The sequence below is a fragment of the Streptomyces niveiscabiei genome (assembly GCF_033794345.1).
Classification (GTDB): Bacteria; Actinomycetota; Actinomycetes; order Streptomycetales; family Streptomycetaceae; genus Streptomyces; species Streptomyces niveiscabiei.
In genome coordinates this window covers 354,057-378,039 of the sequence record NZ_JARAYJ010000006.1, presented here as the reverse complement: position 1 = coordinate 378,039, position 23,983 = coordinate 354,057, and the positions used below count along the sequence as shown (strand labels likewise).

Genomic DNA, 23,983 nt, shown 5'->3' with positions numbered 1-23,983 from the left:
CGTCAGCCGATGTTGTTGCCCCACAGCGCGGCGTCGTCGACGTTCTCCTTGGTCACCAGCGGCGCCGGGAGCTGGTCCTCGAGTCCGTTGGGAATCTTGATGATCGTCGAGCCGTGGTCGGTCGGGCCCGGCTCGAACGTCTTCCCCTCGGCCGCCGCCTTCGCGTAGTGCAGCGCGTACTTGGCGTACAGGTCGGCGGGCTGGGAGACCGTCGCGTCGATCTGGCCCTTGCGGATCGCGTCGAGCTCCTGCGGGATGCCGTCGTTGGAGATGATGCTGATGTGGCCCGGCTGCCCGGCCGGCTTCAGCAGCTTCTTCTGCTCCAGGAGCGCCAGCGTCGGCTGGAGGAACGCGCCACCGGCCTGCATGTAGATGCCGTTCAGGTCCGGGTGCTGGGCCAGCAGCGACTGGAGCTTCGCCGAGGCGACGTCGCCCTTCCAGTCCGTCGGCAGCTCGAACACCTGGATCTTCGGGAACTTCGCCTTCATGCACGCCGCGAACGCCTCCGAGCGGTCACGCCCGTTGATGGAGTCCAACGCCCCCTGGAACTCGGCGACCTTGCCCTGCCCGCCGAGCTGCTTGCCCAGGAACTCGCACGCCTTCGTGCCGTACGCCTTGTTGTCCGCGCGCACCACCATGTAGACGTCGCCCTTGTCCGGCCGCGTGTCCACGCTCACCACCGGGATCTTCGCCGCCGACAGGCTGTCCAGCGTGGACGCGATCGCGCCCGTGTCCTGCGGCGCCATCACCACCGCCTTGGCGCCCGTGTTGCGGAACACCTGCACGTTCGCGACGAGTTTGGTCACGTCGTTCTGCGAGTTGCTCAGCGGCAGCGCGTCCACGCCGTCGGTCTTGATGTCCTTCCTGAGGTACTGCGCGTACGAATTCCAGAAGTCGGTGTCGGAGCGCGGCAGATCGATCCCGATGGGAGACTTGCCGCCCGACGAGGACGAGTCGGAGCTCTCGCGGTTGCAGGCGGTGGCGAGGGCGAGCGCCGCGAGGACGGCGGTGGCGGCTGCGGTCGAGCGGATGCGAGCGGGCGTCATTGGCCGTGTTCTCCCCTGAGCCGTGATTCCTCCGATGTATCTCGGAATGCCGAGGACGTTACGATGCCGTCGCCCGCAGTGACAAGACTTGGGTCGGCTTCAATTCGGCTAACGGACATGAACGTTTGGGGAGCGGCCGGACGGGTGATCCCTTCTAGGGGTCTCGCTACACATCCGATGACTGGCGCGAAGGCCAGGTTCGTCAGGCCCCGTACACCGGAGCCGGATCGGGTGCCCGGGTCAGCAACTCCCGCACCGCCGGGCCCACTTCACCCGGCGTCCACCGTCGGTCCCGCTCCGCCCGGGGCCCGTACCGCCAGCCGTCCGCCACGCCGATGATCCCGCCCTCGACCTCGAAGACCCGGCCGGTCACCTCGCCGGATTCGGTGGAGGCCAGCCAGACCACGAGAGGGGAGACGTTGCCGGGGTGCATGGTGTCGAAGCCCGTCTCCGGGGCCCGCATCCGGTCGGCGAACGCCTCGACGGCTTCGGTCATCGGGGTGCGCGCGGACGGTGCGATCGCGTTCACCGTCACGCCGTAGCGGGCGAGTTCGGCCGCCGCGACGACCGTGAGGGCGGCGATGCCCGCCTTGGCGGCGCCGTAGTTCCCCTGGCCGATGCTGCCCAACAGGCCCGCGCCGGAAGAGGTGTTGACGATGCGGGCGGCGACCGGACGGCCGCTCTTCGCGCGGTCGCGCCAGTAGGCGGCGGCGTGCCGCAGAGGGGCCGCGTGGCCCTTGAGGTCCACGCGCAGGACGGTGTCCCAGTCGGCCTCCGTCATCGACACCAGCATGCGGTCGCGGTTGACGCCCGCGTTGTTCACCAGGGCGTCCAACGCGCCGAACTCGTCCACGGCACGGCGGATCAGGGACTCGGCGTACGCCCAGTCGCTGACGTCCCCCAGGTCGGCCACCGCCGTGCCGCCGTTCGCGGTGATCTCCTCGGCGACGGACTTCGCGGCCTCGCCCAGGTCGTTGACGACGACGGCCGCGCCCTCGGCGGCGAGAGCGAGGGCGTGTTCGCGGCCGAGGCCCTGGCCCGCGCCGGTGACGACGGCTACGCGGTTCCGGCAGATCATGACGCGCCTCCTCGGGGTTCGGAGAGGCCCAACCGGGCCGCGATCAAGGCCCGGTGGTGTGCGGGACCGCCCCAGTCCGCCGCCAGGGCCCACGCCCGCTCGGCATAGCGATGCAGCTCGTACTCCGTGGTGTAGCCGATCGCGCCGTGGCACTGGATCGCCGCCCGAGCGGTCTTCCGGGCCGCCTCCGAGGCGAGCACCTTCGCCGCCGACGTCCGTACGTCCGCGTCGGCGTCCCCGGCGGCCTGCGCCCACCCCGCCGCGAGGACGGACGCACGGGCGAACCGCAGCGCCACCAGCGCGTCGGCCAGCGTGTGCTGCACCGCCTGGAACGAGCCGACCGGCACCCCGAACTGCTCCCGCTCCCGGACGTACGCGACGGTCAGCTCGACCATCCGCGTCCCGAGGCCCACGAGCAGCCCGGAGGTGGCCAACACCCCCCGCCGACGGGCCACTTCGAGCATGGCGGGATCGTCGGTGAGCAGCAGACCGCCCCCGGCCGGAGCTGTGACACGCGCCAACTGGCGTGTCGCGTCGACCGATTCGAGAGGCTCGACGCTCAACTCCTCGCGCCGCAACAGCCGTACGCGACCGGCCCTCGCGAGAACGACGAGATCCGCGCGGGCCGCGAACGGCACCGGCGCGCCCTCGCCGAAGGAGGCGGTGAGCAGGGCCGAGCCGTCCAAGACCTGGGCCAGTACCGGGAGTCCGGCCAGCAGGGGCGCCCCGACGGCGATCGTCTCGGCGGCCGGGACCGGTGCCCCGCTGTGCCCCAGCTTCTCCATCAGCGGCGGCAGACAGTTCTCGTCGAGGCCCGCCTCACCGGGCACGAGCGCGCCGAGCACCCCCACCTCCGCCAGCATCCGCCACACGTCCGGCTTCGCCGGCACCCCGCCCGCCGCCTCGGCGAGCGCCGCGTCCACCTCGGCCACGGAGAAACGCACCCGCTCACCTCCTGGGGAGCCCGAGCAGCCGCTCGGCGACGATGTTGCGCTGGATCTCGTTCGTGCCGGCGTAGATGGGCCCGGCGAGGGAGAAGAGGAAGCCCTTGCTCCACGGTCCGGCCAACTCGGCGTCCGGGCCGAGGAGTTCGGCGGCCGTCTCGTGCAGGCGGACGTCCAGCTCGGACCAGAACAGCTTGTTCAGGCTGGCCTCGGCGCCGACCTCGCGGCCCTCGGCGATCGCCGTGACCTGCTCCAGGGTGAACCACTGATACGCCTGCGCCTCGATCCACGCCTGCACGACGTCGTCCCGGTGGGGCCCCGCCCCCAGGGACCTGGCCAGGTCCACCAGGCGGTCGGCGGTGTGCAGGAAGCGGCCGGGGGAGCGGAGCGTCAGGCCGCGTTCGGAGCCCGTGGTGGCCATGGCGACCGTCCAGCCCTGGCCGACCTCGCCCAGGACGTCGGAGTCCGGTACGAAGACGTCGTCGAGGTAGACGTCCGCGAACCCCTCGTCCCCGTCCAGGCGCGGGAAGCCGCGGACCGTCACGCCGGGGGCGTCGAGCGGGACCAGGAAGTAGGTCAGGCCGCGATGCCGGTCGGCCTCGGGGTCGGTGCGGAACAGGCCGAAGAGGTGCGTGCAGAAGGCGCCGCGCGTGGTCCACGTCTTGTGGCCGGTGAGCCGCCAGCCGCCGTCGACCCGCGCCGCACGGCTGCGGATCGCCGCGAGGTCGCTGCCCGCGCCGGGTTCCGACCAGCCCTGCGCCCAGAGGTCCTCGGCCGCCGCCAACCTCGGGAGGAGACGGGCCTGTTGCTCGGGGGTGCCGTACCGGAAGATCGTGGGGGCCAGCAGGAAGATCCCGTTCTGGGTGACCCGGGCCGGTGCGCCCGCCCGGTAGTACTCCTCCTCGAAGATCAGCCACTCCCACAGCGAGGCTCCCCGGCCGCCGTACTCCCGTGGCCACGACACGACCGACCAGCGGGCCCCGAACAGCTCACGCTCCCAGTCGAGATGGGCGGCGAAGCCCTCGCGGGTGTCGCCGGACGGCAAGGGGGGCGACGGCACATGCGCGGCCAGCCAGTCGCGGGCTTCCCGGCGGAACGCGTCCTCCTCGGGGTTCCAGGTCAGGTCCATGGCCTACTCCCCGGAGCCGGAGCGCGAGCCGGTGTCGATGTCGGTGTCGAGGCCGAACCTCTCCTGCCGGGTCACCCCCGACAGGTTCATCTCGAACGTGAACCCCTGCTCGTACCGGTAACTCCGTTTCACATCCCACAAGTCGATCCCGTTGAACGCCTCCTTCGCCGCCCGGATCACCGCCGGATGCTTCCCCGCGATCTCGCCGGCCACCTCCAACGCCCGCGTACGCAAGGACGGTTCGGGCACGACGTCCAACACCGAGCCGTACGCGTGGAGTTCGGCGGCCGTAGCCGTCGCGCACGTGTACATCATCGCCCGCGCCCGATGCCCCGGCACCAGCCGCGAGAGATGCGTACCCGCCCCGAGCGCCCCCCGGTCCACCTCGGGCAACCCGAAGTACGCGTCCCGCGAGGCGATCACGACGTCCGCGTTCCCGACGAGCCCGATCCCCCCGCCCAGACAGAACCCGTGCACGGCCGCGACGACGGGCACGGCACACTCGTACACGGCGGCGAACGCGGCGAAGCAGCTCCGGTTCACCTCGACGACCGCCCCCTCGCCCCGCAGCTCCTTGATGTCCACACCGGCGTTGAAGCCCCGCCCCCGGGCCCGCAGCACGACGACCCGTACGGCGGGGTCCCGGCCGAGCCCCGTCACCGCGTCCGCGAGGGCGTACCACCCGGCCACGGGCAGCGCGTTGACCGGCGGCCGGTCGACGACGACCTCGGCGACGCCCCGCTCGTCGACGGCCGTCGCGATGAACTCGGTACCCATGCAAGCCCCTTCACCTGATGAAGCCGGCGGACCCGGTAAGCCCCGTAAGCCGCGCGAGCACGGCTTCCGCCTCCGTCACGATCCGTTCGATCAACTCCGCGCAACTGGGCAGATCCTCGATCACCCCGGCGACCTGCCCCGAGGCCAACGTCCCCAGATCCACGCGCCCTTCGACCATCGACGCCCGCAGCATCATCGGCGTGTTCGCGGCCATCAGCACCTGCGACCACCCCAGCTCGTGCCCACGCCGCATGGCGAGCCCCTCCCGCACCATGGCGGACCAGGGGATGCCCGAACTCCGGTGGAACGCCGATGCGTTGCGCACGGACCGCCAGGCCCGCCCCACTGCCCGTTCCCGCAGCAGCCGTTCGGCCAACTCGGTCCGCAGCACCCGCTGCGGAACCCCGTCGAGGACCCGTGTCACGACCGTCCCGTCCACTCCCCGCCGCAGATACTCCGCCTTCACCGCGTCCGGCACCGTACTGTCACTGGTCAGCAGGAACCGCGTCCCCATCGCGACCCCCACGGCCCCCATCGCGAGCGCGGCCACGAGCCCCCGCCCGTCCCGGAACCCACCCGCGGCGATCACCGGAACATCCACGGCGTCCACGACCTGCGGCACCAGGATCGACGTGGGGACGCCCCCGGTGTGCCCGCCCCCCTCACCCCCCTGCACGACCACGGCGTCCACCCCCCACGCCGCCACCTTCTCCGCATGCCGCCGGGCCCCCACGGACGGCACGACGACCAGCCCGCCCTCCTTGAGCCGCCGGATGACCCGCTCCTGCGGCGCGAGGGCGAACGACGCGACCCGCACCCCCTCCCGCACGAGCAGCTCACCGCGCTCCAGGACGTCCGGCGCGTCCCCGCGCAGATTCACCCCGAACGGCGCGTCGGTCCGCTCGCGCACCGCGCGGATCGCGTCCCGGGTCTGCGCCAGCGTGAGCGTCGCGCCGGCGAGGATGCCGAGTCCTCCGGCAGCCGCCGTGGCCGCGGTCAGCTCGGGCCCGCTGACGTACCCCATCCCGGTCTGGACGATCGGATGCCGCACCCCGGCCAGCTCGCACAGCGGCGTGTGCAGTGCCACAACGGGCCCTCCTCTCAGGCGTGTTGACTGCTGACGGAGACGACTTCGCCGGTCATGTACGACGCGTAGCCGCTCGCGAGGAACACCACCACGTTGGCCACCTCCCACGGCTCGGCCGCCCGCCCGAACGCCTCGCGGCCCGTCAACTCCGCCAGCAGGTCCGCACTGGTGACCTTCTCCAGGAACGGATGCAGCGCGAGGCTCGGCGACACCGCGTTGACCCGGATGCCGTGCCCGGCGAGGTCCAGCGCCGCGCACCGCGTCAGCGCCATCACCCCGGCCTTCGCGGCGGCGTAGTGCGCCTGCCCCTCCTGCGCCCGCCACCCCACCACCGACGCGTTGTTGACGATCACCCCGCGCCGCCCGTCCCGCACCATCCGCCGCCCCGCCGCCCGCACGCAGCGGAACGTGCCGGTGAGCGTGATGTCCAGCACCCGCCCCCACTCGGCGTCGCTCATCTCCAGCACCGAACGCGTTCCGCCGAGCCCCGCGTTGTTGACCATCACATCGACGCCGCCGAACGAGTCGGCCACATCGAGGAGTTCCTCCACCTGTTCCTCAACTGTCACATCGCATACGGCCGTTGCGACCCGGTCCGCGCCGAACTCCTTCTCCAGCGCCTGGCGCGCCTCGGCGAGCCGCCGCTCGTGGACGTCCCCGAACACCACGGCACGCGCGCCCTCTTCGAGGCTGCGCCGCACGACAGCCGAGCCGATCCCCGCCCCGGCGGCGGCCGTGACGACCACCGTCCTCCCTGCGAGCAACTCGTGGCCGGGAACGTACTCGGGCAGGTCCATCAGCCCCCCTGCTTGTCCGGAGCCGGAACGGCGATTTACCGTAACCCACCAAGCACTTGTTTGGTAGGGAACGGGTCGGCGCCGAAACCCCGAGAGGGTCACCATGGCTGACAAGACAGTGCGGTTGGCGGACTTCGCCGGAGTCGTCGAGTCCGGCATGACGATCGGCATCGGCGGCTGGGGCTCGCGCCGCAAACCCATGGCGCTGGTCCGGGAGATCCTGCGCGGCGACGCCCGGGACCTGACCGTCGTCACCTTCGGCGGCCCCGACGCCGGACTGCTCTGCGCGGCGGGGCGAGTCCGCAGACTGGTCTACGGATTCGTCTCGTTGGACTCCATCGCCCTGGACCCGCACTTCCGCGCCGCCCGCGAACGCGGCGAGATCGAGACCGCCGAGTACGACGAGGGGATGGTCGTCACAGGACTGCGCGCGGCGGCGAGCCGGCTGTCGTTCCTGCCGACGCGGGCCGGGCTCGGCTCGGACGTCCTGACCATGAACCCGGACCTCAGGACCGTCAACTCCCCCTACACGGGCGAGGAGTACGTCGCGATGAAGGCGCTCCCGCTGGATGTCGCCCTGATCCACATGAACCGCGCCGACCCGGCCGGGAACGCGCAGTACCTGGGCCCCGACCCGTACTTCGACGACCTGTTCGCCCGCGCCGCCGACCGCTGCTACGTCAGCGCCGAACGCGTCGTCCCCGACCTCCTCGCCGAAGGCCCCGCCCAGACCCTGCTGCTCAGCCGCATCTTCGTGACCGGCGTGATCGAGACGCCGAACGGCGCGCACTTCACCTCCTGCGTGCCGGACCACCAGCGCGACGAGGCGTTCCAGGCCCACTACGCGGCCTGTGCCAAGGACCCCGGCTCTTGGGAGCTGTTCCGCAAGCGGTTCCTGGACGGCGACGAGAACGCCTACCAGCGGGCCGTCGCCGACTTCCACACGGATCTTCCCGCCGAGGAGGGGCGATGATCACCCGCGCCGAAGTGTGCGCCGCCGCCTGCGCCGACACCTGGCAGGGCGCCGGTGAGGTCCTCGCGCACGCCGTCGGGCTGATCCCGGCGATCGGCGCCCGCCTGGCCCGGCTCACCACCAGCCCCGAACTCGTCCTGTCCGACGGCGAGGCGTACTGCATGAGCGAGCCGCCGCCGCTCGGGGGCACGGCCGCCGACGGGGGAGTCGTCGAGGGCTGGGTGCCCTTCGGCCGGATCTTCGAACTCCTGGAGAGCGGACGGCGCCAGAGCATGATGGGCGCCAGCCAGATCGACCGCTACGGCAACCAGAACATCTCCCTCGTCGGCGACTGGCGCCGCCCCGCACGGCAGTTGATCGGCGTGCGCGGCGCCCCCGGCAACACGGCCAACCACCGTACGGACTACTGGGTCGCCCGGCACTCGCCGAAGGTGTTCGTGGAGCAGGTCGACCTCGTGTGCGGCGTCGGCAACGACCGCGCCCAGAAACTGACGTTCCATCATCTCGGCGTCGTCGTCACCGACTTGGCCGTCCTCGACTACGGCGGCGACGGGCGGCTGCGCATCCGCTCCGTGCACCCCGGCGTCACCGTCGACGACGTCCGCGCCCGCACCGGGTTCGACCTCGACGCGACCGGCGTCACCGAGACCCGGCTCCCCGACCCGGCCGAACTGCGCCTGATCCGCGAGGAGATCGACCCCCGGGGCCTGCGCGACCGGGAGGTGCCCGTCACTCCGTGACCAGACCCCCGTACAGGATCCTCAAGTACTGCTCGGAGACCGCCTCGTGGCGCAGCCGGCCGCGCGGGCGGTACCAGCGGACCGAGCACCACACCGTGTCGCGGATGAACCGGTAGGTGAGACGCGCGTCGACGTCCGCGCGGAACGCCCCCGACTCCTGCCCCGCGGTGATGGCCCGCAGCCAGATCTTCTCGATCTTGCGGCCCCACTGCTCGACGTACGCGAACCGGGGCTGGCCGGACAGGGAGGCGGACTCGTTCTGGTAGAGGGCGACCGCTTCCGGCGTCTCGTGTATGACGGCGAAGGAGTGCTGGACGAGCTGGTCCAGGACCCGGCGCGGGTCGCGCTCCGTCTCCTCGATCGCCGCGAACCGCTCCAGCAGGCGGCCGAGGAAGTCGCGGAGGATCTCGTCGAGCATCTCCTCCTTCGACGCGAAGTGGTGGTACAGGCTGCCCGAGAGGATGCCCGCCTCGTCGGCGATGTCCCGGACCGTGGTCTGCGTGTACCCGCGCGAGGCGAACAACGCGGCGGCGATCCCCAGGAGTTCGGCACGGCGGTCCGAACCGGCCTTCGGGGAACCGTTGTCGGCTGCCGTGCGGACGGGACGTCGTACCGCCATGTCGTTCGTTCCTTCCAGCCGCGCTCCGTGCGGCGCTCAGCATAGCGATCAAGCCCCGGCTCACGCGTTCGGCGTGTGCCGCAGGAACCCCGGCCACTCGCCGCCCCCGTCCACGTTCAGCACCGCCCCCGTCACATGCGCGGCCAGCGGCGACGCCAGCAGCACACACGCGCCCCCGACGTCCTGTGGCCGCGCGAACACGCCCCGCGGAATCGTCGCCGCGACCCGCGCGACCTGCTCCGCGTCGCCGTAGTGGTCCATCGACCCCGGCGTCTCGACCAGCCCGCAACTCACCGCGTTCACCCGCACCTTGGGCGCCCACTCCACCGCCAGCGACGCCGTCAGGCTCTCCAGCGCCGCCTTCGCCGCCCCGTACACCGCCGTCCCCGGACTCACCCGGCGCGCGCTGATCGAGGTCACGTTCAGCACGAGGCCCCCGTCCGCCATCACCGGGAACACCGAACGGCATACGTACACCGGCGCGAGGAAGTTGAGCTCCGTGACCTTGCGGTGGAAACCGGGGGAGGCGTCCGCGAAATCGGCGTACGGCGCGCCGCCCGCGTTGTTGACGGCGACGTCGACCCGGCCGTGGCGGCGGGCCACGTCCGCGATCCACCGCTCGACCTGGTCCGGGTCGCGGACGTCCAACCGGCTGAAGCGCGCGGGGAGTCCGGGCGGCTCGGTGCGGGCGCACACCTCGACGTGCGCGCCCGCCTTCAGGAACATCTCCGCGATCCCCGCCCCGACCCCGCGCGTTCCCCCGGTGACCAGGACGACCTTTCCCGACATGTCCAACTGGAGGGCCATGCCGACACAGTAGCCATGCCGACCAAGCAAACGCTAGGTTCGCTACGCCTCCATCAGCCCCGCCAGCAGCTCCTCCGGGATCGGCTTCGGCAAGAACCCCTGGAACTGCCTCAGCGGCATCGACCCGATCATCCGCAGCACGTCGTCCCCGACCATCCCGTCACCGCCCAGCGCCTCCCGCAGCGCCGGACCCGCGACCGCGTGGCCGAACCACTCGTCCACCGGCGAATCCAGCGTCAGCGGACGGGACCAGCCGTCCCCCGCCAACTCCAGGGCGGCCGAGGCCACCACCGTGTGCGCGTTCTCCCCGAGCTGCACCTCGTAGCGCCCCGCCGTCACCGTCCAGTCCCCGCGCTCGATGTCCCAGAACGCGAACGCCCGCCGGTCCAGGGCCACTTCGACCCTCGTGCTCTCGCCGGGCGCCAGCGCGACCTTCGCGAACCCGCGCAGCTCGCGCACGGGACTCGGCACCGGCCGGGGCGCCGGGGCGACGTAGATCTGGACGACGTGCTTGCCGTACCGGGCGCCGGTGTTGGTGACCGTCACCGACGCCGTCGCCGTGTCCGCGCCCGTCGGCGTCACCCGGAAGCCGGACTGCTCGAACGACGTGTAGCTCAGGCCGTGCCCGAAGGGGTGCCGGACGACGACCTCGGCGGTCTCGTAGTACCGGTACCCGACCATCACGCCCTCGCCGTAGCGCACATGCCCTTGCCCGCCGGGGAAGTTGAGGTACGCCGGGGTGTCCTGGAGGCGCAGCGGGATCGTCTCCGCGAGCCGTCCCGACGGGTTCACGCGGCCGGTGAGGACGTCCGCGATCGCGCCCCCGCCCGCCTGGCCCGGCAGCCACGCCTCGACGACGGCCTCGACCCCGTCGTACCAGCCCTCCAGGCTCACCACGCCGCCGTTCAGCAGGACGACCACCGTGCGCCGCGCGGCGGCGGCGACCGCGCGGATCAACTCGACCTGATCGGCGGGGAGTTCGAGGTGCTCGCGGTCGAAGCCCTCGGACTCGTCCGCCTCGCGCAGGCCCGCGAAGACCACCGCGATGTCGGCGTCGGCGGCCTCGGCCGGGGAGTCGGTGAAGTCGACGCGGGCGTCCGGGAGTCCGGCACGGAGTTCGTCCAGGGGGCTGTCGACCCGGGTGGCGTTGACGTGCGAGCTGCCGCCGCCCTGGTAGCGGAGGTGCCGCGCGAAGTCGCCGAGGACCGCGATACGGCCGGCCGGCGGGAGGGGGAGCGTATCCCCGTCGTTCTTGAGGAGGACCAGGCAGTCGGCGGCCGTCTCGCGGGCGAACCGGTGCTGGGCGTCGAAATCGACCGGGACCGGGGCGGACTCGGCGCGGACCCGGCGCACCAGGGCGCGGAGGCGGTCCAGGGCGGTGTCCACGACCGACTCGGCCAGCCGGCCGTCCCGTACCGCCTGCGCGACCTCCGCGTCCGAACGGCCGCCCGTGCCCGGCATCTCCAGGTCCGTGCCCGCTTCCAGCGCGGCGACCCGGTCGGACACCGCGCCCCAGTCCGAGACCACGACACCGTCGTACCCCCACTCCCCGCGCAGGATCTCGGCCAGCAGGTGGTGGTTCTCGGTCGCGGGGACGCCGTTGACCTTGTTGTACGCGGCCATCACCGTCGCCGGGCGGGCCTCCCGCACGATCCGCTCGAACGCCGGGAGGTAGATCTCCCGCAGCGGACGCTCGTCGACGTCCGCGCTCACCCGCATGCGGTCCGTCTCCTGGTTGTTCGCCGCGAAGTGCTTCACCGACGCGCCGACGCCCCGGCTCTGCACGCCGGTCACGTGCGCGGCGCCGAGGACGCCGCTGAGCAGCGGGTCCTCCGAGAAGTACTCGAAGTTGCGGCCGCACAGCGGGGAGCGCTTGATGTTCACGCCGGGGCCGAGCAGGACCTCCACGCCGAGCGCGCGGGCCTCCCGGCCCAGGGCCTCACCGACCCCGCGCAGCAGCTCCGGGTCCCAGCTGGAGGCGAGGGCCACGGCCGGGGGGAAGCAGGTCGCCGGTTCGCTGTCGTAGACGGCGGTGGCCCCGCCGGTCTGCTTGCGGACGCCGTGCGGGCCGTCGCACAGGAGGAGGGAGGGCAGGCCGGCGTCGGGCACGTCGACCGTGGTCCACAGGTCGTGGCCGGAGAGGAGGGAGGTCCTGGTGGCGAGGTCGAGGGGGGTCGTGTCGTCCATGGGGCGGTCCTCACGGGGGTGCGGGCGCGGGTGAGGCCGACTCTAGGTTCAGAAAGCGAACAGCGCTAGGTATTCGCCGGGCCGCCGTGGGCCTTTGCGCCGTCGCCGGTTCCACGGCACATGCGGTTGAACGCCTCGATCGTCTCCGCCATCTCGACGTCCGGGTTCAGCAGCCACTGCACCTGGAGGCCGTCCGAGAGCGCGATCAGCATCCGGGCCAGCTGCTCGGGGCGTACGTCCGTGCGCGTCTCGCCGCGTTCCTGGGCCTCGCGCAGCCCCGTCGCCAGGGAGCGCGTCAGCTCGTCGTAGCGGCGGGTGAAGAAGGGGTGCGCCGGGTGCGTGGGGTCCGAGGCGGCGGCGGAGAGGGTCACGAACAGGTCGACCAGGCCGCGATGGTCCGCGTTCCGCGCCGCCGTCGACGCGAGGACCTCGCCGGGGGAGGTGATACCGGCGGTCGCCCGGCCGCTCTGCGCGTCCCGCTCCTCCAGCGCCGCGACGAGAAGCTCCTCGCGCGAGCCGAAGTGGTGCAGGACGCCCGCCTGGGACATGCCCACCCGGTCCGCGATCTCCTTCAGCGACGCGCCGCGCTCGCCGTGGTCGCCGAACACCTCCAGAGCGGCCCGCAGGATCTGCTCCCGCCGCTCCAGCCCCTTGCGGTAGGGGCCTCGGGGTTTACGTGGTGTGGTCACCCGGCGACGGTACTTCACGGCTCCGCGGCGCACCGGAGGGTTCTCCTCCCCTTCCGGGGGTATTCGGCATATATGAGTACCGCATCCGTCATGCTGGCCGCCCCGAGCGGCCTGCTCAGCCTGGCGTTGTTCGCGGTCGGCGTGGCCGTGGTGGCCATGCTGATGGGCGCGTTCTGGCTGGGCGCCCGTGCCAAGGACCGCGAGCTGCCGTGCCCGCGCCCCGACGAACAGCCGCACCTCCCGCCGGAAGGCGCGGTTCACGAGATCCTGGAGAACCGGGAACCCGACGAGGTGCCGAAGGTCCCCAAGGGCGGTCACGCCCTCACTCCGTACGAACTCACCAACATGCAGACCAGGACCAGCGCGTCCAAGAAGCGGCGCAGGTGGACGCCGGGGTCCAGCGGATCCTTCGGGGGCGGCGGGCTGGGCGCGCACTGAGCCGGACGGGCGCCGGCCCGCCGTAGCAGGGCCGGGGTGAGGGCGGGAGGCGAACCAACCTTCACCCCGGCCGCCGTACGGCCTCACCCCACCCTCCGGGCCACCCCCACCACCTGCTCCCCGTACCCCCCGCCGAACAGCACCACATGCACCATCAGCGGAAACAGCTGATGCGCCCCCACCCGCCCCCGCCACCCCTCCGCCAGCGGCGCGACCTCCTCGTACCCGGCGACGATCTCCTCCAGGTACGGGCACCCGAAGAGCCGCAGCATCGCCAGGTCCGTCTCCCGGTGCCCTCCGTGCGCGGCGGGGTCGATGAGCCACGCCCTCCCGTCGGCGCCCCACAGCACATTGCCGTTCCACAGGTCGCCGTGGAGCCGGGCCGGGGGCTCGGGCGGCCCGGCGACGGCAGGAAGCCGCGCGCACGCCCCCTCCACCACGGCCGCGTCACGCGAGGTCAGCGCGCCCCGGTCCACGGCCGCCCGGACGTACGGCAGCACCCGGTGCTCGGCGTACCAGCCCGCCCACTCGGCGCCGGGGACGTTCCGCATCGGCGCGAGTCCGATGTACGCCTCACGCGGACCACCGGGCGGACCGGCCCCGTACGCGGGCGCCCCGGCCGCGTGCAGCGCCGCGAGCCCCCGCCCCAGCCGCAGCGCGGCCCCGACGGTGGGCGCACCCGCCGCGACCCGTTCCGTCACCAGCCACCCGGCGTCGTACCCGTACACCGCGGGCACCGGCACCGCCCCCGCGGCCCCCAGCCACCGCAGCCCGGCGGCCTCGGCGCGCGCCGCGTCGGGCGCGTCGGCGTGCTTGGCGATCACCGTCCGGCCGTCACCGAGAGCGACCTCGGCGACCGTGCCGGACAGGGGGCGGACCGTGTGCGCGGGGCCGCCGGCGAGGCGGGCGGCGGCGGTGAGAGCGTCCATATGGCCGCCAGCGTACGACGCGCGACCGGCCGCTCCTTAGACTGCGGGCGTTCACCTGTGCGGCGACGGAAAGAGGCGGTATGGCGGCGGCGGGAAACCTCAAGCGGAAGGTGTACGAGAGTGAACTGCTGCGCCTCCAGACCGAGTTGGTGAAGCTCCAGGAGTGGGTGCGGGCGGAGGGCGCGCGGCTGGTCGTCGTGTTCGAGGGGCGGGACGCGGCCGGGAAGGGCGGCACGATCAAGCGGGTCACCGAGCACCTCAACCCCCGGGTCGCCCGGGTCGTCGCCCTGCCGAAACCGACCGAGCGGGAGCGGACGCAGTGGTACTTCCAGCGGTACGTGGAACACCTCCCGGCCGCCGGGGAGATCGTCCTGCTCGACCGCTCCTGGTACAACCGCGCCGGGGTCGAGCACGTGATGGGGTTCTGCACGAAGGAGGAGTACCAGCGGTTCCTGCGGCAGTGCCCGATCTTCGAGCGGATGCTCGTCGAGGACGGCATCATGCTGCGCAAGTACTGGTTCTCGGTGAGCGACGGCGAGCAGCAGGACCGCTTCCGCAAACGCCTCGACGACCCGGTCCGGCGCTGGAAGCTCTCGCCGATGGACCTGGAGTCGATCACCCGCTGGGAGGCGTACTCGCGGGCCAAGGACGAGATGCTCGTCCACACCGACATCCCCGAGGCACCCTGGATGGTCGTCGAGAGCGACGACAAGAAGCGCGCCCGCCTCAACATGATCGCCCACCTGCTGGACTCGGTGCCCTACCACGAAGTCCCGCTGCCGGTCCTGGACTTGCCGGAGCGCCCGCCGTCCACGGGGTACGTACGCCCGCCGCGCGACCTCCAGAACTATGTCCCGGACCATGCCGCAAGCCTGTGACCTGCACACATCCTTGACGCAAGATCCTTGCGACGGCATGGTGCGCTCAACTAGCGTCCGAAGTCGGAGGGTTCATGGGGACCGTCCGCGTTGATCCTGCGATGAGGGAGGCCGTTATGCCGTGCCAGTGGACGGCGGACGGATCATGACCGCGTACAACCTGGCCGGGTTCCTGGAGGACTCGGCCGCCCGCCACCCGGAGCGCACCGCGATCGTCTTCGGCGAGCTGCGGCTGACGTACGCACAGGTCGACGGCGCCGCCGCGCAGGTCGCGAACCTGCTGGTGGCGGCGGGTGTCCGGCCCGGCGACAAGGTCGCGCTGTCGATGCCGAACCTGCCGTACTTCACGTTCGCCTACTACGGCATCCTCAAGGCGGGCGCGACGGTCGTCCCCCTGAACGTGCTGCTCAAGCCCCGCGAGATCGCCTACCACCTGCGGGACTCCGACGCGAAGGCGCTGATCGCGTTCTCCGGGACGCCCGAGCTGCCCATCGGGCAGTACGCGCGCGAGGCCGTCGCCGAGGCCGACGGGGTCGACCTGTTCGTCGTCGACCCGGCGAGCGGGCTGCCGTGGGCCGGGCAGCCGCCGGTGTTCGAGACGGCCGTCACCGACGAGGACGACACGGCCGTCATCCTCTACACCTCCGGCACGACCGGCCGCCCCAAGGGCGCCGAGCTGCGCCACCGGAACATGCGCGACAACGTCCTCATCGACGAGGCGCTCTTCGGCGCGTCCGTCGAGCGGCCCGACACGTTCCTGTGCGTGCTGCCGCTGTTCCACTCCTTCGGGCAGACCGTCATCCAGAACGGGGCGCTCGCGTACGGCGGGACGATCGTCATGCTGCCCCGCTTCGAGCCCGCCGCCGCGCTGAAGCTGATGCTCTCCGAGAACGTCACGTTCTTCGGTGGCGTCCCCACCATGTACTGGGCGCTGCTCGGCGCGCTCGACGACTCCGTGGACGTCGGGACGCTCGCCCGTAACCTCCGGGTCGCCGTCTCCGGCGGGTCCGCGCTGCCCCACGAGGTGCACCGCGAGTTCCGCGAACGGTTCGGGGTGACCATCCTCGAGGGGTACGGGCTCTCCGAGACATCCCCCGTCGCGTCCTTCTCCCGGCTCGGGCAGGAGCCCCGCGTCGGGTCCATCGGGGTGCCCGTGCCGGGGGTCGAGATGCGGCTCGTCGGCGGGGACGGCTCGCCCCTCGCCGACGACCCCGACGCCATCGGGGAGATCGCCGTCAAGGGGCACAACGTCATGAAGGGCTACTACAAGCGGGCCGACGCGACCGCCGAGGTCCTCGAAGACGGCTGGTTCCGCACCGGTGACCTCGGGCGGCGGGACGCCGACGGCTACTACTACATCGTCGACCGCGCCAAGGACATGATCATCCGGGGTGGGTTCAACGTGTACCCCCGGGAGATCGAGGAACTCCTCATGGAGCACCCCGCGGTGTCCCTGGTCGCCGTCATCGGCTTCCCCCACCCCTCCCACGGCGAGGAGATCAAGGCGGTCGTCGTCCGCAAGGCGGGGGTCGAGGTGACGGAGGCGGAGCTCGTCGACTGGGCCAAGGAGCGGCTCGCGGCGTACAAGTATCCGCGGGTGGTGGAGTTCGCGGAGGCGCTGCCGATGACGTCGACGGGGAAGATCCTCAAGCGCGAGATCAGCTGAGGGGGCGGGGCGGGGTGGTGAGGCGGGGGTGAGGCGGGTCGGCCGTCGAGAGCGGGTGGCAAGCAGGCGGTACGAAAATCGCCCGCCGTCTTGAGCCGGCCCGCCGACCTCGCCACCCCACCCGTCAGCCTTACCCCGGCTCCACTCCACCCAGAACCCTCCCCACCCGCAGATTCCACCGCCCGCCCCTCCCGCTGACCTCCACCCCCGACAGCGGCGCCACGTCCACCCGCCAGAACGCCTCCTCCGGCGCCCCCAGCACCCGTACCACCACAGCCCGCACCACCTCCGGCTCGACCACGGCGACCGTCCGCCCGGACAGCTCCGCACCCGCCTCCAGCCACCCCCCGACCCGCGCGCAGAACTCCCGCACGGACTCCCCGCCCTGCGGAGCCGCGCCGGGGTCGGACAGCCATGCGGCGAGTGCCTGCGGCTCCCGGGCCCCCACCTCCTCGGCCGTCTCCCCCCGCCACCGCCCGGCGTCGATCCCGGCCAGCTCCGGGACGTCCACCCCCGTGAGCCCGAGCCCGGCGGCAGTCTCCCGGCACCGCGCACTCGGCGAGCACAGGACCCGCTCGGCGGGAGGCACCGCACCCGCAGCGGCCTCCGCCGCCCGCACCCCCGCCGCGTCCAACGACCCCCCGTCGTCGAACCGCCCCGCCCGCAGGGACGCGGAGATGGCGGGGGCGATGAGGAGCAGGCGGTGAGTCATGACCCCATTGTGCTGCCGCCCACTGACAACACGACCTTCACTGACAACACGCCCCCCAGCGACAGCGCGCCCCGAGGACCCTCGGCCCTCACTAGAGCCCTCACCCCGATGGGAACGCGGCCCGCCATTCCCTATTTCTGCAACACGTTCTACCGTGTGCGCCCTCAAGACCCCGCCCCCGGAGGAGGCCCCGTGCACCTCGACCAGACCCCCGAAGAACAGCGGTTGCGCGCGGAGTTGCGGGAGTACTTCGCGGAGCTGGTGCCGGACAACGCGTACGCGCGGCACGCCGATCCGGTCGGCGCGAAACGGTTCTACCGGGAGACGATCCGCCGCCTGGGCGAGGACGGCTGGCTCGGTGTCGGGTGGCCGAAGGAGTACGGGGGCCGGGGCCTGACCCCCGTGGAACAGTTCGTGTTCTTCGACGAGGCCGCGCAGGCGGGCGTACCCCTCCCGCTGATGGCGCTGAACACCGTGGGCCCGACGATCATGCGGTACGGCACCGACGAACAGAAGGCGTACTTCCTCCCCCGCATCCTCTCCGGCGAGATCGACTTCGCGATCGGCTACAGCGAACCGGGCGCGGGCACCGACCTCGCGGCGCTGAAGACGCGGGCCGTACGGGACGGGGACGAGTACGTCGTGAACGGCCAGAAGATCTGGACGACCAACGGCGACACGGCGGACTGGATCTGGCTCGCCACCCGCACCGATCCGGACGCCCCGCCCCACAAGGGCATCACGATGCTGCTGGTCCCCACCACCGACCCCGGCTACTCCTGCACGGTCATCCGCACGCTCGCCTCCCACGACACCACGGCGAGCTACTACGAGGACGTCCGCGTCCCCGTCACCAACCGGGTCGGCGCCGAGAACGAGGGCTGGCGCCTGATCACGAACCAGCTCAACCACGAGCGCGTCACCCTCGCCGCGCACGGCACGATGGCGGTCCGTGCCCTCGCGGACGTCCAGCGCTGGGCCGGGGAGACGAAGCTCGCCGACGGCCGCCGCGTCCTCGACCTCCCCTGGGTACGCCGCCGCCTCGCCCAGACCCACATCAAGCTCGACGCCCTGAAACTCCTCAACTGGCAGATGGTCCAAGCCGTCCAGAACAACACCCTCACCCCCCAGGACGCCTCCGCCGTCAAGGTCTACGGCTCCGAGGCCCGCCGCGACGCGTACGCCTGGCTCCTGGAGATCGTCGGCGCCCCGGGTGCCCTCCAGGAGGGCTCGGCGGGCGCCGTACTCCACGGCGAACTGGAACGCGGCTACCGCTCCGCCGTCATCTTCACCTTCGGCGGCGGCAACAACGAGATCCAGCGCGAGATCATCACATGGATCGGCCTGGGAATGCCCAGGGTGCGCCGCTGACCCGCGTTCCCCGCAGAGCTGAGCCCCACGAAAAAAGGGTGGCCCGCGCAAAGGCGGGCCACCCTCAACTGTCGGTGCCTCAGGGGATGTTCTGGTACAGCGCGGTGATCTGGTTCGCCGTCAAGGCGTACGCGTACGCCTGCACGTCGCTGACGGAACCGCCGAACCAGGCCCCCGGTGTGCCCCCGGACAGCCCTCGCCCGAGGACGAGATCACCGGTCGCCGCCCAGGGGGTGACGCCGGTCGTCGTGGCGGCGAGGGTGCCGTTGACGTACAACTGGGCTGTTTTGGTCGCGGAGTTGTAGACGCCGACCAGGTGGGTCCAGGCGCCCGCCGAGGCGTTCGCCGCGTAGGTGTACGTCGTCGTCGGGCTCGCGGTGTCGGCGCTGGTGAACGCCAGGGCCCAGCCGGGGTTTCCGGTGTGGGTGTGGTTGTACTGGAGGGCGAAGGGCGAGGTCTGGGTGCCCTCTTCGGACAGGACGGTCTGGTCGGACGTACCGGTGGTGGTGGGCTTCACCCACGCGGAGAGGGTGAAACTGCCGGTGGTGGCGACGACTTGGGGGTTCGCGCTGACCGCGTACCCGGTGCTGCCGTCGAGGCTCAGCACCGTGCCCCGCGTCGAGTCCGTCGCCCAGCTCGCGCCGCCCGTCAGGGTGAGCGGGTTGTTGCCCAGGTCCGGGTTCGCGCCCGCCGCGTTGAGGGTGTTGAGCGTGTCGGTCGCGGCGGTGTCGGTGGCGACCGGCATTCCGTCGCCGTCGTCGAGGTCCCAGGTGTCGACGGGGGAGAGGAGCGCCGTGGTGAGCGCCCCGAAGGCGGGGTTGGAGAGGTTGACGTGGTCGCCGCTGTCGGCCGCCGTCGAGAGTTCCTCCTCGCCGGTCGTCGCGTCCGGCACGGCCACGGCCGCGTCGAAGTCCGCGAAGTACACGGCGGGCGTGGCCCAGGGGTTGCCCAGGTTCATGCCGCCGAGGAACGCGTTGACGTCCGTGCGGTTGTCGTCGGTGGCGGACGTGCACGGGTCGTTCGGGGTGGCGCCGTCCCCGGCGAAGCCCTCGCAGGGGGTCAGCGAGGTGAGGACGACGTTGACGCCCCGGCCCTGGAGCTGCTGGACGAGCGCGGTGTAGCCGTCGGCGTCGAGGTCGTCGCTGGTGGACCCGGCCAGCAGGTCTTCGAGCCCGGCGTCCACGACGACCGTCGAGAGGCCTGGCTGGTCGAGGATGTCGCGGTCGAGCCGGGAGAGCACCGAGGGTCCGCCGACCGGATTGCCGCTGTACGTCTCGGGGTTGTCGGTCATCAGCTGGTTGGCCTCGATGCCCTCGGCGAGCACGCCGTAGGGGCTGGCCGTGGTGGGTTCGGCGGCGGTCAGGCCGTCGGCCACCCGGTACCCGTTGGAGTTGGGCAGCGTGGTGTTCGGCTGGAACGGGTCCACCAGATGGTCCCCGAGGACCGCTTCGGTGGGTACGTTCGCGGACTGCACGTCCAGACCGGTCACCAGGTCGGTGAAGTTGCCGTACGCGGCGGCGGTGGTGGTGAACGGCGTGGCGCTGGTGCCGGTGGTGAGGTCGCCGCTGCCGTTCGCGGTGATGTACTCGTAGGAGCCGCCCGCGTACGTGTGCTGCACCAAGTACGGGACGGCGTTGGAGAGTTGGTAGGAGACCAGCAGGTACTGGTTCGCGGTGACGGCGAACGGCAGCGGGTCGCTGTAGACCATGCCGCCCACGGGGACGGTCACCGCCTGGGCGCCGCCGAACTTCAGGGTCGTCGGCGTGCCCGACGGGACCGCGCCGATCGCGTTCGGCGTGGAGCTGAGGGCGATCGTCGCGTGGCCGATGGAGAGTTTGTTCGTGCCGAGCGCGTTGTCGAGCTTGACGCGGACCGTGGACCCGGAGACCGAGGGCTTGAGGGCTACCCGGATCGTCTGGTTCGAGTACGTTCCGCCGCCCGGCAGCCCGAAACTCCCCTCGGTCGCGCCGGACCAGGCGCCCGTCCAGGACTGGCCGGAGGGCGCGGCGGCGTAGGTGCCGTTCGCCTCGGCCGTCCCGCCGGTCGTGTTGCGGGTGCCCAGCGCGAAGACGTGCAGCGTCGGCTCGCTCGGCCCTGCCGCGCCGGTCAGGTCGGGCAGGGTCACCGAGGCGATCGTCCGCGCCGGGTCGACCGGCACCGAGAACGCGTACAGCTGCCGGTCCGCCGTGCTCTGGGTCGAGCCGTTGGCGTGCGGGAACACCGCCGCCGCGATCGAGCTGTCCGTGTTGGACCAGTCGGGCACGGTCAGCATGTACGTCGCGCTGGTGCCGTCGGTGTACGTGATCTGGCCGCTCGCCGGGCAGAAGGAGTCCGCGTCGTCGCCGGAGAAGCAGTAGGCGGCGCTGACCCGGGTCCCGGACGGCACGTACGGCGAGGTGGTGTCGCCCGCGATGGCGCCGGGCGAGCTGAGGTTGGTGTACGTCGAGGCGGTCAGGAAGACCAGGGCGTTGCCCTGTCCTGAGTAGCTCACGGTCTGGTTGGCGGCGAGGAGGTTGTCCTTCTGGCCCGAGCCGAAGGCGGGCAGCGTCATGGTGGCGCCGTCGACGGTCACCTTCCCGCCGCTCGTCCAGCCCGCGTTCGCCCAGTCGGTCGCCGAGAAACTGTGCCCGTTGCCGTCGAAGTTGGCCGCCGTCATGTTGCTGTCGGCGCTGATGCCCACGTTGTCGAAGCAGGCCGCGAGGCTCGCGCAGGTCGTGTTCGGGTGCCCGGCGGCCAGGAACGGGTAGGCGGAGGTGCCCGACACGTCACCGGCGCCGTCCACGGCGTACACGTACAGGGTGTGCGGTCCGGGCGAGGGCGGGACGACCGTCACCGTCGCCTTGTTGCCGCTCGCGGTGACGGTCTCGCCCGCCGGGGCGCCGCTCGTCGGCGGCGGCACGTCGAGGTGGTACACGAACTTCGTCGCGGTGGTGCCGGAGCCGGTGATGTCGAACTTCCCCGAGGTGCCCGCCGCCGCGCCGACGGCCGCGTCGGTGACGTCCGTGTTCGGGTAGAGGTTGCTCTCCGAGGTGAGCGCCGGTTCGTCCGGTGCGGTCGGCTCGGCGGTGAAGTGGCAGGTGGGGGACTGGCTGTACGTCGTCGACGCCATCCCGTCGGTGACCATGACGTCCCAGTCGACGGTCTTCCCGGCCGCCAGCGACGACACGAACGACGCCGGGAGCGAGGCCGTGGCGTACGTGTTGCTCGCCAGGTTGTCGCCGCTCTTGAGAGTCGCCTTCGTGGTCGTGCCGTCCACCCAGTACTGGAACGTCGCCTGGAGCTTGTCCCCGTTGGGGTCCTTCACCTTGGCGCGCAGCACCGGCGGCGTCGAGGCGATCGTCTTGCCCATGTACGGGTACGGCGACGAGGTGTCGCAGGCCGCGTCGGCGGCGCCGGACACGGCCGCCATGGTCGCCGCGGTGGGGGCGCTCGGCGGGTTGTCGTAGAAGATCTGGAGCGTCGGGTTGTGCGAGAACCGCTTGAAGCCCAGGTCGTCGCGGCTGGACTCCATCGAGTCCTCGCTCAGCGTGGCGGTGAAGCTCGTCGAGTGCCCGCTCGCCGCCTTCTTGATCGGCGTCAGGACGTTGAACCCGTTGGTGGAGCTGCCGTTGTTCGGGCACAGCGACGGGTTGTAGGCCGGTCCGAAGCTCGCCGACGTCGCATAGCTGTTGTACCGCGGCCGGTTGCTCCAGTCCGTGCCCGAGCCGATGCCCCGGGACCAGTGCAGGTTGACGGTCGCCGTCGTCGAGCAGGACGCCGAGTAGATGTCCGTCGCGTCGACCTCGGCGCTGCTGATCGTCGCGCCGAAGATCGTCTTGGACAGCGTCCACTGGTAGATGGCGTGCTCGTCACCCGTGTTGCAGGAGCCCTCGGGCCAGCCGTTGTAGCCGACGCCGAGATAGCCGTTGTCGGCCAGCGAACCCGTCTTGTCGTAGAAGGACGTGCCCGGGCAGCCCTGCTTCACCTCGTCGAACGCCGGGTTCGCGTAGTCGACCGGGTGCCAGTTCACCGAGGGGTCGACGTACACCGGGAAGACCGTCCCGGCGCGGGTCAGCATCGCCTTGTCCGGTACGAGGGTCAGGGTGCCGCGGCCCAGGCGCGTGCGGACGCCGGCGACGCGGGCGGCCAGGCCCGGGTGCGTGGCGTCGGAGGCGTCGGAGGCGACCTTCGCCGTCGTGTGCAGGGCGCGGTTGGAGTCCCACTGGAGCGGGGTGGGGGAGTCGGCCACCGCCGTGCCGTGGGTGTCCGTGACGGTGAGCCCGCCGTCGGCCGCCGGGGCCAGGTGTCCTCCGTTCACCTGAGCGCCCAGGCGCAGGGCGGCCAGCGCGGGGTTGCGCGCGGCGGTGGCGTCGTGGACGACGAGGGTCTCGCTGGGGCCGCCGGACGCGGTGGCGGTGACCTGGAGGTCGACGCCGGGGAGTACGGCGGGGTAGGTCGCGGTCTCGCCGTCGACGCGGGGCGCCGGCAGGGGGGTCGGCCAGGTCAGGGTGAGCGCGGTGGCGCCGGAGCGGGTGACCGCGAGAGGGGCCGTGCCGCCGCCGGAGAAGGAGACCGTGCCGTACGCCGTGGCCTTCGGGGACCAGGTGCCGTCGGCGTGGTGCGTGAGCGTCAGGTCCACCGGGACCCAGCGGTTCTTCTGCCGGGTTCGCACCGGCAACGGGTTGGAGACCGTGCGGAAGCCGCCGCCGGGCCGCGCCTCCACCTGGATGGTGGGGCTGGTGAGGGCCGAGACGGTGACCGGCTTTCCGGTGGCGTGGGCCTGCTCGGCCGCGGCCCGCATGGCGGTGGCGTCCGCCGAGGTGGGGCCGTAGCCGTCCGGGAGGACCGGTGAACTCACCGATGACGCGGGGGACTTGGTGACGGGGGCGCTCTTGCCGGTGACCTGGAGGCCCGCGGCCGGACGCGGGGTCGTCGCCGCGGCAGGGGTGGTGGCGAGGCCGGCCGCGCCGACCGCCAGGACCGCGGCGACCGTGAGAGCCGCGCCGGGTCTGTGGATTCGCGCACGTGCACGAGGTGGGTGCATCGGATTCCCGTCTGTGGAAGGTCTTTCGGGGCGGATGTGAGGAGTCGTTCGGAACCCCGCAAAGATCAGCCGGGCAGGTGAGAGACGCATGTG

Annotated in this window: 20 protein-coding genes; 6 read left to right on the top strand and 14 right to left on the bottom strand. The window is 72.0% G+C overall.

Annotated elements, in window-relative coordinates:
- Positions 1-2: 2 nt before the first annotated feature.
- The 7 genes from PV682_RS11515 to PV682_RS11485 form a co-directional block, all read right to left on the bottom strand.
- Positions 3-1,046: a sugar ABC transporter substrate-binding protein gene (locus PV682_RS11515; RefSeq protein WP_319726926.1), complete on the bottom strand. Its 1,044-nt coding sequence runs from the start codon at positions 1,044-1,046 to the stop codon at positions 3-5.
- 202 nt (positions 1,047-1,248) lie between these two features.
- Complete coding sequence (locus PV682_RS11510; protein WP_319726924.1) at positions 1,249-2,124, bottom strand: SDR family oxidoreductase; 876 nt, start codon at positions 2,122-2,124, stop codon at positions 1,249-1,251.
- The gene (locus tag PV682_RS11505) at positions 2,121-3,068 is read right to left on the bottom strand and encodes an acyl-CoA dehydrogenase family protein (RefSeq protein WP_319726922.1); all 948 of its coding nucleotides are present in this window, start codon (positions 3,066-3,068) and stop codon (positions 2,121-2,123) included. The genes PV682_RS11510 and PV682_RS11505 overlap by 4 nt, the downstream gene beginning before the upstream one ends.
- Before the next feature lie 4 nt (positions 3,069-3,072).
- Complete coding sequence (locus PV682_RS11500) at positions 3,073-4,197, bottom strand: acyl-CoA dehydrogenase family protein (RefSeq protein WP_319726920.1); 1,125 nt, start codon at positions 4,195-4,197, stop codon at positions 3,073-3,075.
- A 3-nt stretch (positions 4,198-4,200) separates the two neighbouring features.
- Positions 4,201-4,974, bottom strand: a complete 774-nt coding sequence (locus tag PV682_RS11495; RefSeq protein ID WP_319726917.1) for an enoyl-CoA hydratase family protein — start codon at positions 4,972-4,974, stop codon at positions 4,201-4,203.
- A 10-nt stretch (positions 4,975-4,984) separates the two neighbouring features.
- A complete protein-coding gene (locus tag PV682_RS11490) occupies positions 4,985-6,055 on the bottom strand; it encodes an NAD(P)H-dependent flavin oxidoreductase (protein WP_319726978.1) in 1,071 nt (356 codons plus the stop codon).
- Positions 6,056-6,075: 20 nt separating this feature from the next.
- The gene (locus PV682_RS11485; protein ID WP_319726915.1) at positions 6,076-6,858 is read right to left on the bottom strand and encodes an SDR family oxidoreductase; all 783 of its coding nucleotides are present in this window, start codon (positions 6,856-6,858) and stop codon (positions 6,076-6,078) included.
- A 103-nt stretch (positions 6,859-6,961) separates the two neighbouring features.
- Here PV682_RS11485 and PV682_RS11480 point away from each other — a divergent pair, with 103 nt between their 5' ends.
- Positions 6,962-7,831, top strand: coding sequence for a CoA transferase subunit A (locus PV682_RS11480; protein ID WP_319726913.1), 870 nt, complete (start codon positions 6,962-6,964; stop codon positions 7,829-7,831).
- The gene (locus PV682_RS11475; protein ID WP_319726911.1) at positions 7,828-8,571 is read left to right on the top strand and encodes a CoA-transferase subunit beta; all 744 of its coding nucleotides are present in this window, start codon (positions 7,828-7,830) and stop codon (positions 8,569-8,571) included. The genes PV682_RS11480 and PV682_RS11475 overlap by 4 nt, the downstream gene beginning before the upstream one ends.
- On the opposite strand, the gene PV682_RS11470 is transcribed toward PV682_RS11475, so the two are convergent.
- The 4 genes from PV682_RS11470 to PV682_RS11455 all read right to left on the bottom strand — a co-directional run bounded on the left by PV682_RS11470 (position 8,561) and on the right by PV682_RS11455 (position 12,873).
- Positions 8,561-9,190, bottom strand: coding sequence for a TetR/AcrR family transcriptional regulator (locus PV682_RS11470; RefSeq protein WP_319726909.1), 630 nt, complete (start codon positions 9,188-9,190; stop codon positions 8,561-8,563). The two genes, PV682_RS11475 and PV682_RS11470, sit on opposite strands and share 11 nt — an antisense overlap.
- Before the next feature lie 60 nt (positions 9,191-9,250).
- Entirely contained in the window at positions 9,251-9,997 is a 747-nt protein-coding gene (locus tag PV682_RS11465) for an SDR family oxidoreductase (protein ID WP_319726907.1), read from the bottom strand.
- Positions 9,998-10,039: 42 nt separating this feature from the next.
- Positions 10,040-12,184, bottom strand: coding sequence for a beta-glucosidase family protein (locus PV682_RS11460; protein ID WP_319726905.1), 2,145 nt, complete (start codon positions 12,182-12,184; stop codon positions 10,040-10,042).
- 65 nt (positions 12,185-12,249) lie between these two features.
- Positions 12,250-12,873: a TetR/AcrR family transcriptional regulator gene (locus PV682_RS11455; protein ID WP_319726902.1), complete on the bottom strand. Its 624-nt coding sequence runs from the start codon at positions 12,871-12,873 to the stop codon at positions 12,250-12,252.
- Between the two features lie 72 nt (positions 12,874-12,945).
- Between PV682_RS11455 and PV682_RS11450 the strand changes: the two genes are divergently transcribed.
- Positions 12,946-13,311: a DUF6479 family protein gene (locus PV682_RS11450; protein WP_319726900.1), complete on the top strand. Its 366-nt coding sequence runs from the start codon at positions 12,946-12,948 to the stop codon at positions 13,309-13,311.
- 83 nt (positions 13,312-13,394) lie between these two features.
- Here PV682_RS11450 and PV682_RS11445 read toward each other — a convergent pair whose 3' ends face one another.
- Complete coding sequence (locus tag PV682_RS11445) at positions 13,395-14,240, bottom strand: fructosamine kinase family protein (RefSeq protein ID WP_319726898.1); 846 nt, start codon at positions 14,238-14,240, stop codon at positions 13,395-13,397.
- Between the two features lie 80 nt (positions 14,241-14,320).
- Between PV682_RS11445 and ppk2 the strand changes: the two genes are divergently transcribed.
- Both ppk2 and PV682_RS11435 read left to right on the top strand, forming a co-directional pair.
- Positions 14,321-15,118, top strand: a complete 798-nt coding sequence (gene ppk2 / locus PV682_RS11440; RefSeq protein WP_319726896.1) for a polyphosphate kinase 2 — start codon at positions 14,321-14,323, stop codon at positions 15,116-15,118.
- Positions 15,119-15,263: 145 nt separating this feature from the next.
- Positions 15,264-16,784 (top strand): long-chain-fatty-acid--CoA ligase, encoded by a 1,521-nt coding sequence (locus PV682_RS11435; protein WP_319726894.1) that lies wholly within the window; start codon positions 15,264-15,266, stop codon positions 16,782-16,784.
- Between the two features lie 130 nt (positions 16,785-16,914).
- Here PV682_RS11435 and PV682_RS11430 read toward each other — a convergent pair whose 3' ends face one another.
- Positions 16,915-17,496 (bottom strand): histidine phosphatase family protein, encoded by a 582-nt coding sequence (locus PV682_RS11430; protein WP_319726891.1) that lies wholly within the window; start codon positions 17,494-17,496, stop codon positions 16,915-16,917.
- A 192-nt stretch (positions 17,497-17,688) separates the two neighbouring features.
- Here PV682_RS11430 and PV682_RS11425 point away from each other — a divergent pair, with 192 nt between their 5' ends.
- Positions 17,689-18,867 (top strand): acyl-CoA dehydrogenase family protein, encoded by a 1,179-nt coding sequence (locus PV682_RS11425; RefSeq protein ID WP_319726889.1) that lies wholly within the window; start codon positions 17,689-17,691, stop codon positions 18,865-18,867.
- Positions 18,868-18,946: 79 nt separating this feature from the next.
- On the opposite strand, the gene PV682_RS11420 is transcribed toward PV682_RS11425, so the two are convergent.
- Positions 18,947-23,890 (bottom strand): LamG-like jellyroll fold domain-containing protein, encoded by a 4,944-nt coding sequence (locus tag PV682_RS11420; protein WP_319726886.1) that lies wholly within the window; start codon positions 23,888-23,890, stop codon positions 18,947-18,949.
- Positions 23,891-23,983 lie beyond the last annotated feature (93 nt).

Coding starts and splice junctions, on each gene's coding strand:
- PV682_RS11470 (WP_319726909.1), bottom strand. CDS start 9,190: ATGGCGGTACGACGTCCCGTCCGCACGGCAGCCGACAACGGTTCCCCG.
- PV682_RS11460 (WP_319726905.1), bottom strand. CDS start 12,184: ATGGACGACACGACCCCCCTCGACCTCGCCACCAGGACCTCCCTCCTC.
- PV682_RS11510 (WP_319726924.1), bottom strand. CDS start 2,124: ATGATCTGCCGGAACCGCGTAGCCGTCGTCACCGGCGCGGGCCAGGGC.
- PV682_RS11485 (WP_319726915.1), bottom strand. CDS start 6,858: ATGGACCTGCCCGAGTACGTTCCCGGCCACGAGTTGCTCGCAGGGAGG.
- PV682_RS11475 (WP_319726911.1), top strand. CDS start 7,828: ATGATCACCCGCGCCGAAGTGTGCGCCGCCGCCTGCGCCGACACCTGG.
- PV682_RS11450 (WP_319726900.1), top strand. CDS start 12,946: ATGAGTACCGCATCCGTCATGCTGGCCGCCCCGAGCGGCCTGCTCAGC.
- PV682_RS11480 (WP_319726913.1), top strand. CDS start 6,962: ATGGCTGACAAGACAGTGCGGTTGGCGGACTTCGCCGGAGTCGTCGAG.
- PV682_RS11430 (WP_319726891.1), bottom strand. CDS start 17,496: ATGACTCACCGCCTGCTCCTCATCGCCCCCGCCATCTCCGCGTCCCTG.
- PV682_RS11435 (WP_319726894.1), top strand. CDS start 15,264: ATGACCGCGTACAACCTGGCCGGGTTCCTGGAGGACTCGGCCGCCCGC.
- ppk2 (WP_319726896.1), top strand. CDS start 14,321: ATGGCGGCGGCGGGAAACCTCAAGCGGAAGGTGTACGAGAGTGAACTG.
- PV682_RS11420 (WP_319726886.1), bottom strand. CDS start 23,890: ATGCACCCACCTCGTGCACGTGCGCGAATCCACAGACCCGGCGCGGCT.
- PV682_RS11495 (WP_319726917.1), bottom strand. CDS start 4,974: ATGGGTACCGAGTTCATCGCGACGGCCGTCGACGAGCGGGGCGTCGCC.
- PV682_RS11500 (WP_319726920.1), bottom strand. CDS start 4,197: ATGGACCTGACCTGGAACCCCGAGGAGGACGCGTTCCGCCGGGAAGCC.
- PV682_RS11515 (WP_319726926.1), bottom strand. CDS start 1,046: ATGACGCCCGCTCGCATCCGCTCGACCGCAGCCGCCACCGCCGTCCTC.
- PV682_RS11465 (WP_319726907.1), bottom strand. CDS start 9,997: ATGGCCCTCCAGTTGGACATGTCGGGAAAGGTCGTCCTGGTCACCGGG.
- PV682_RS11445 (WP_319726898.1), bottom strand. CDS start 14,240: ATGGACGCTCTCACCGCCGCCGCCCGCCTCGCCGGCGGCCCCGCGCAC.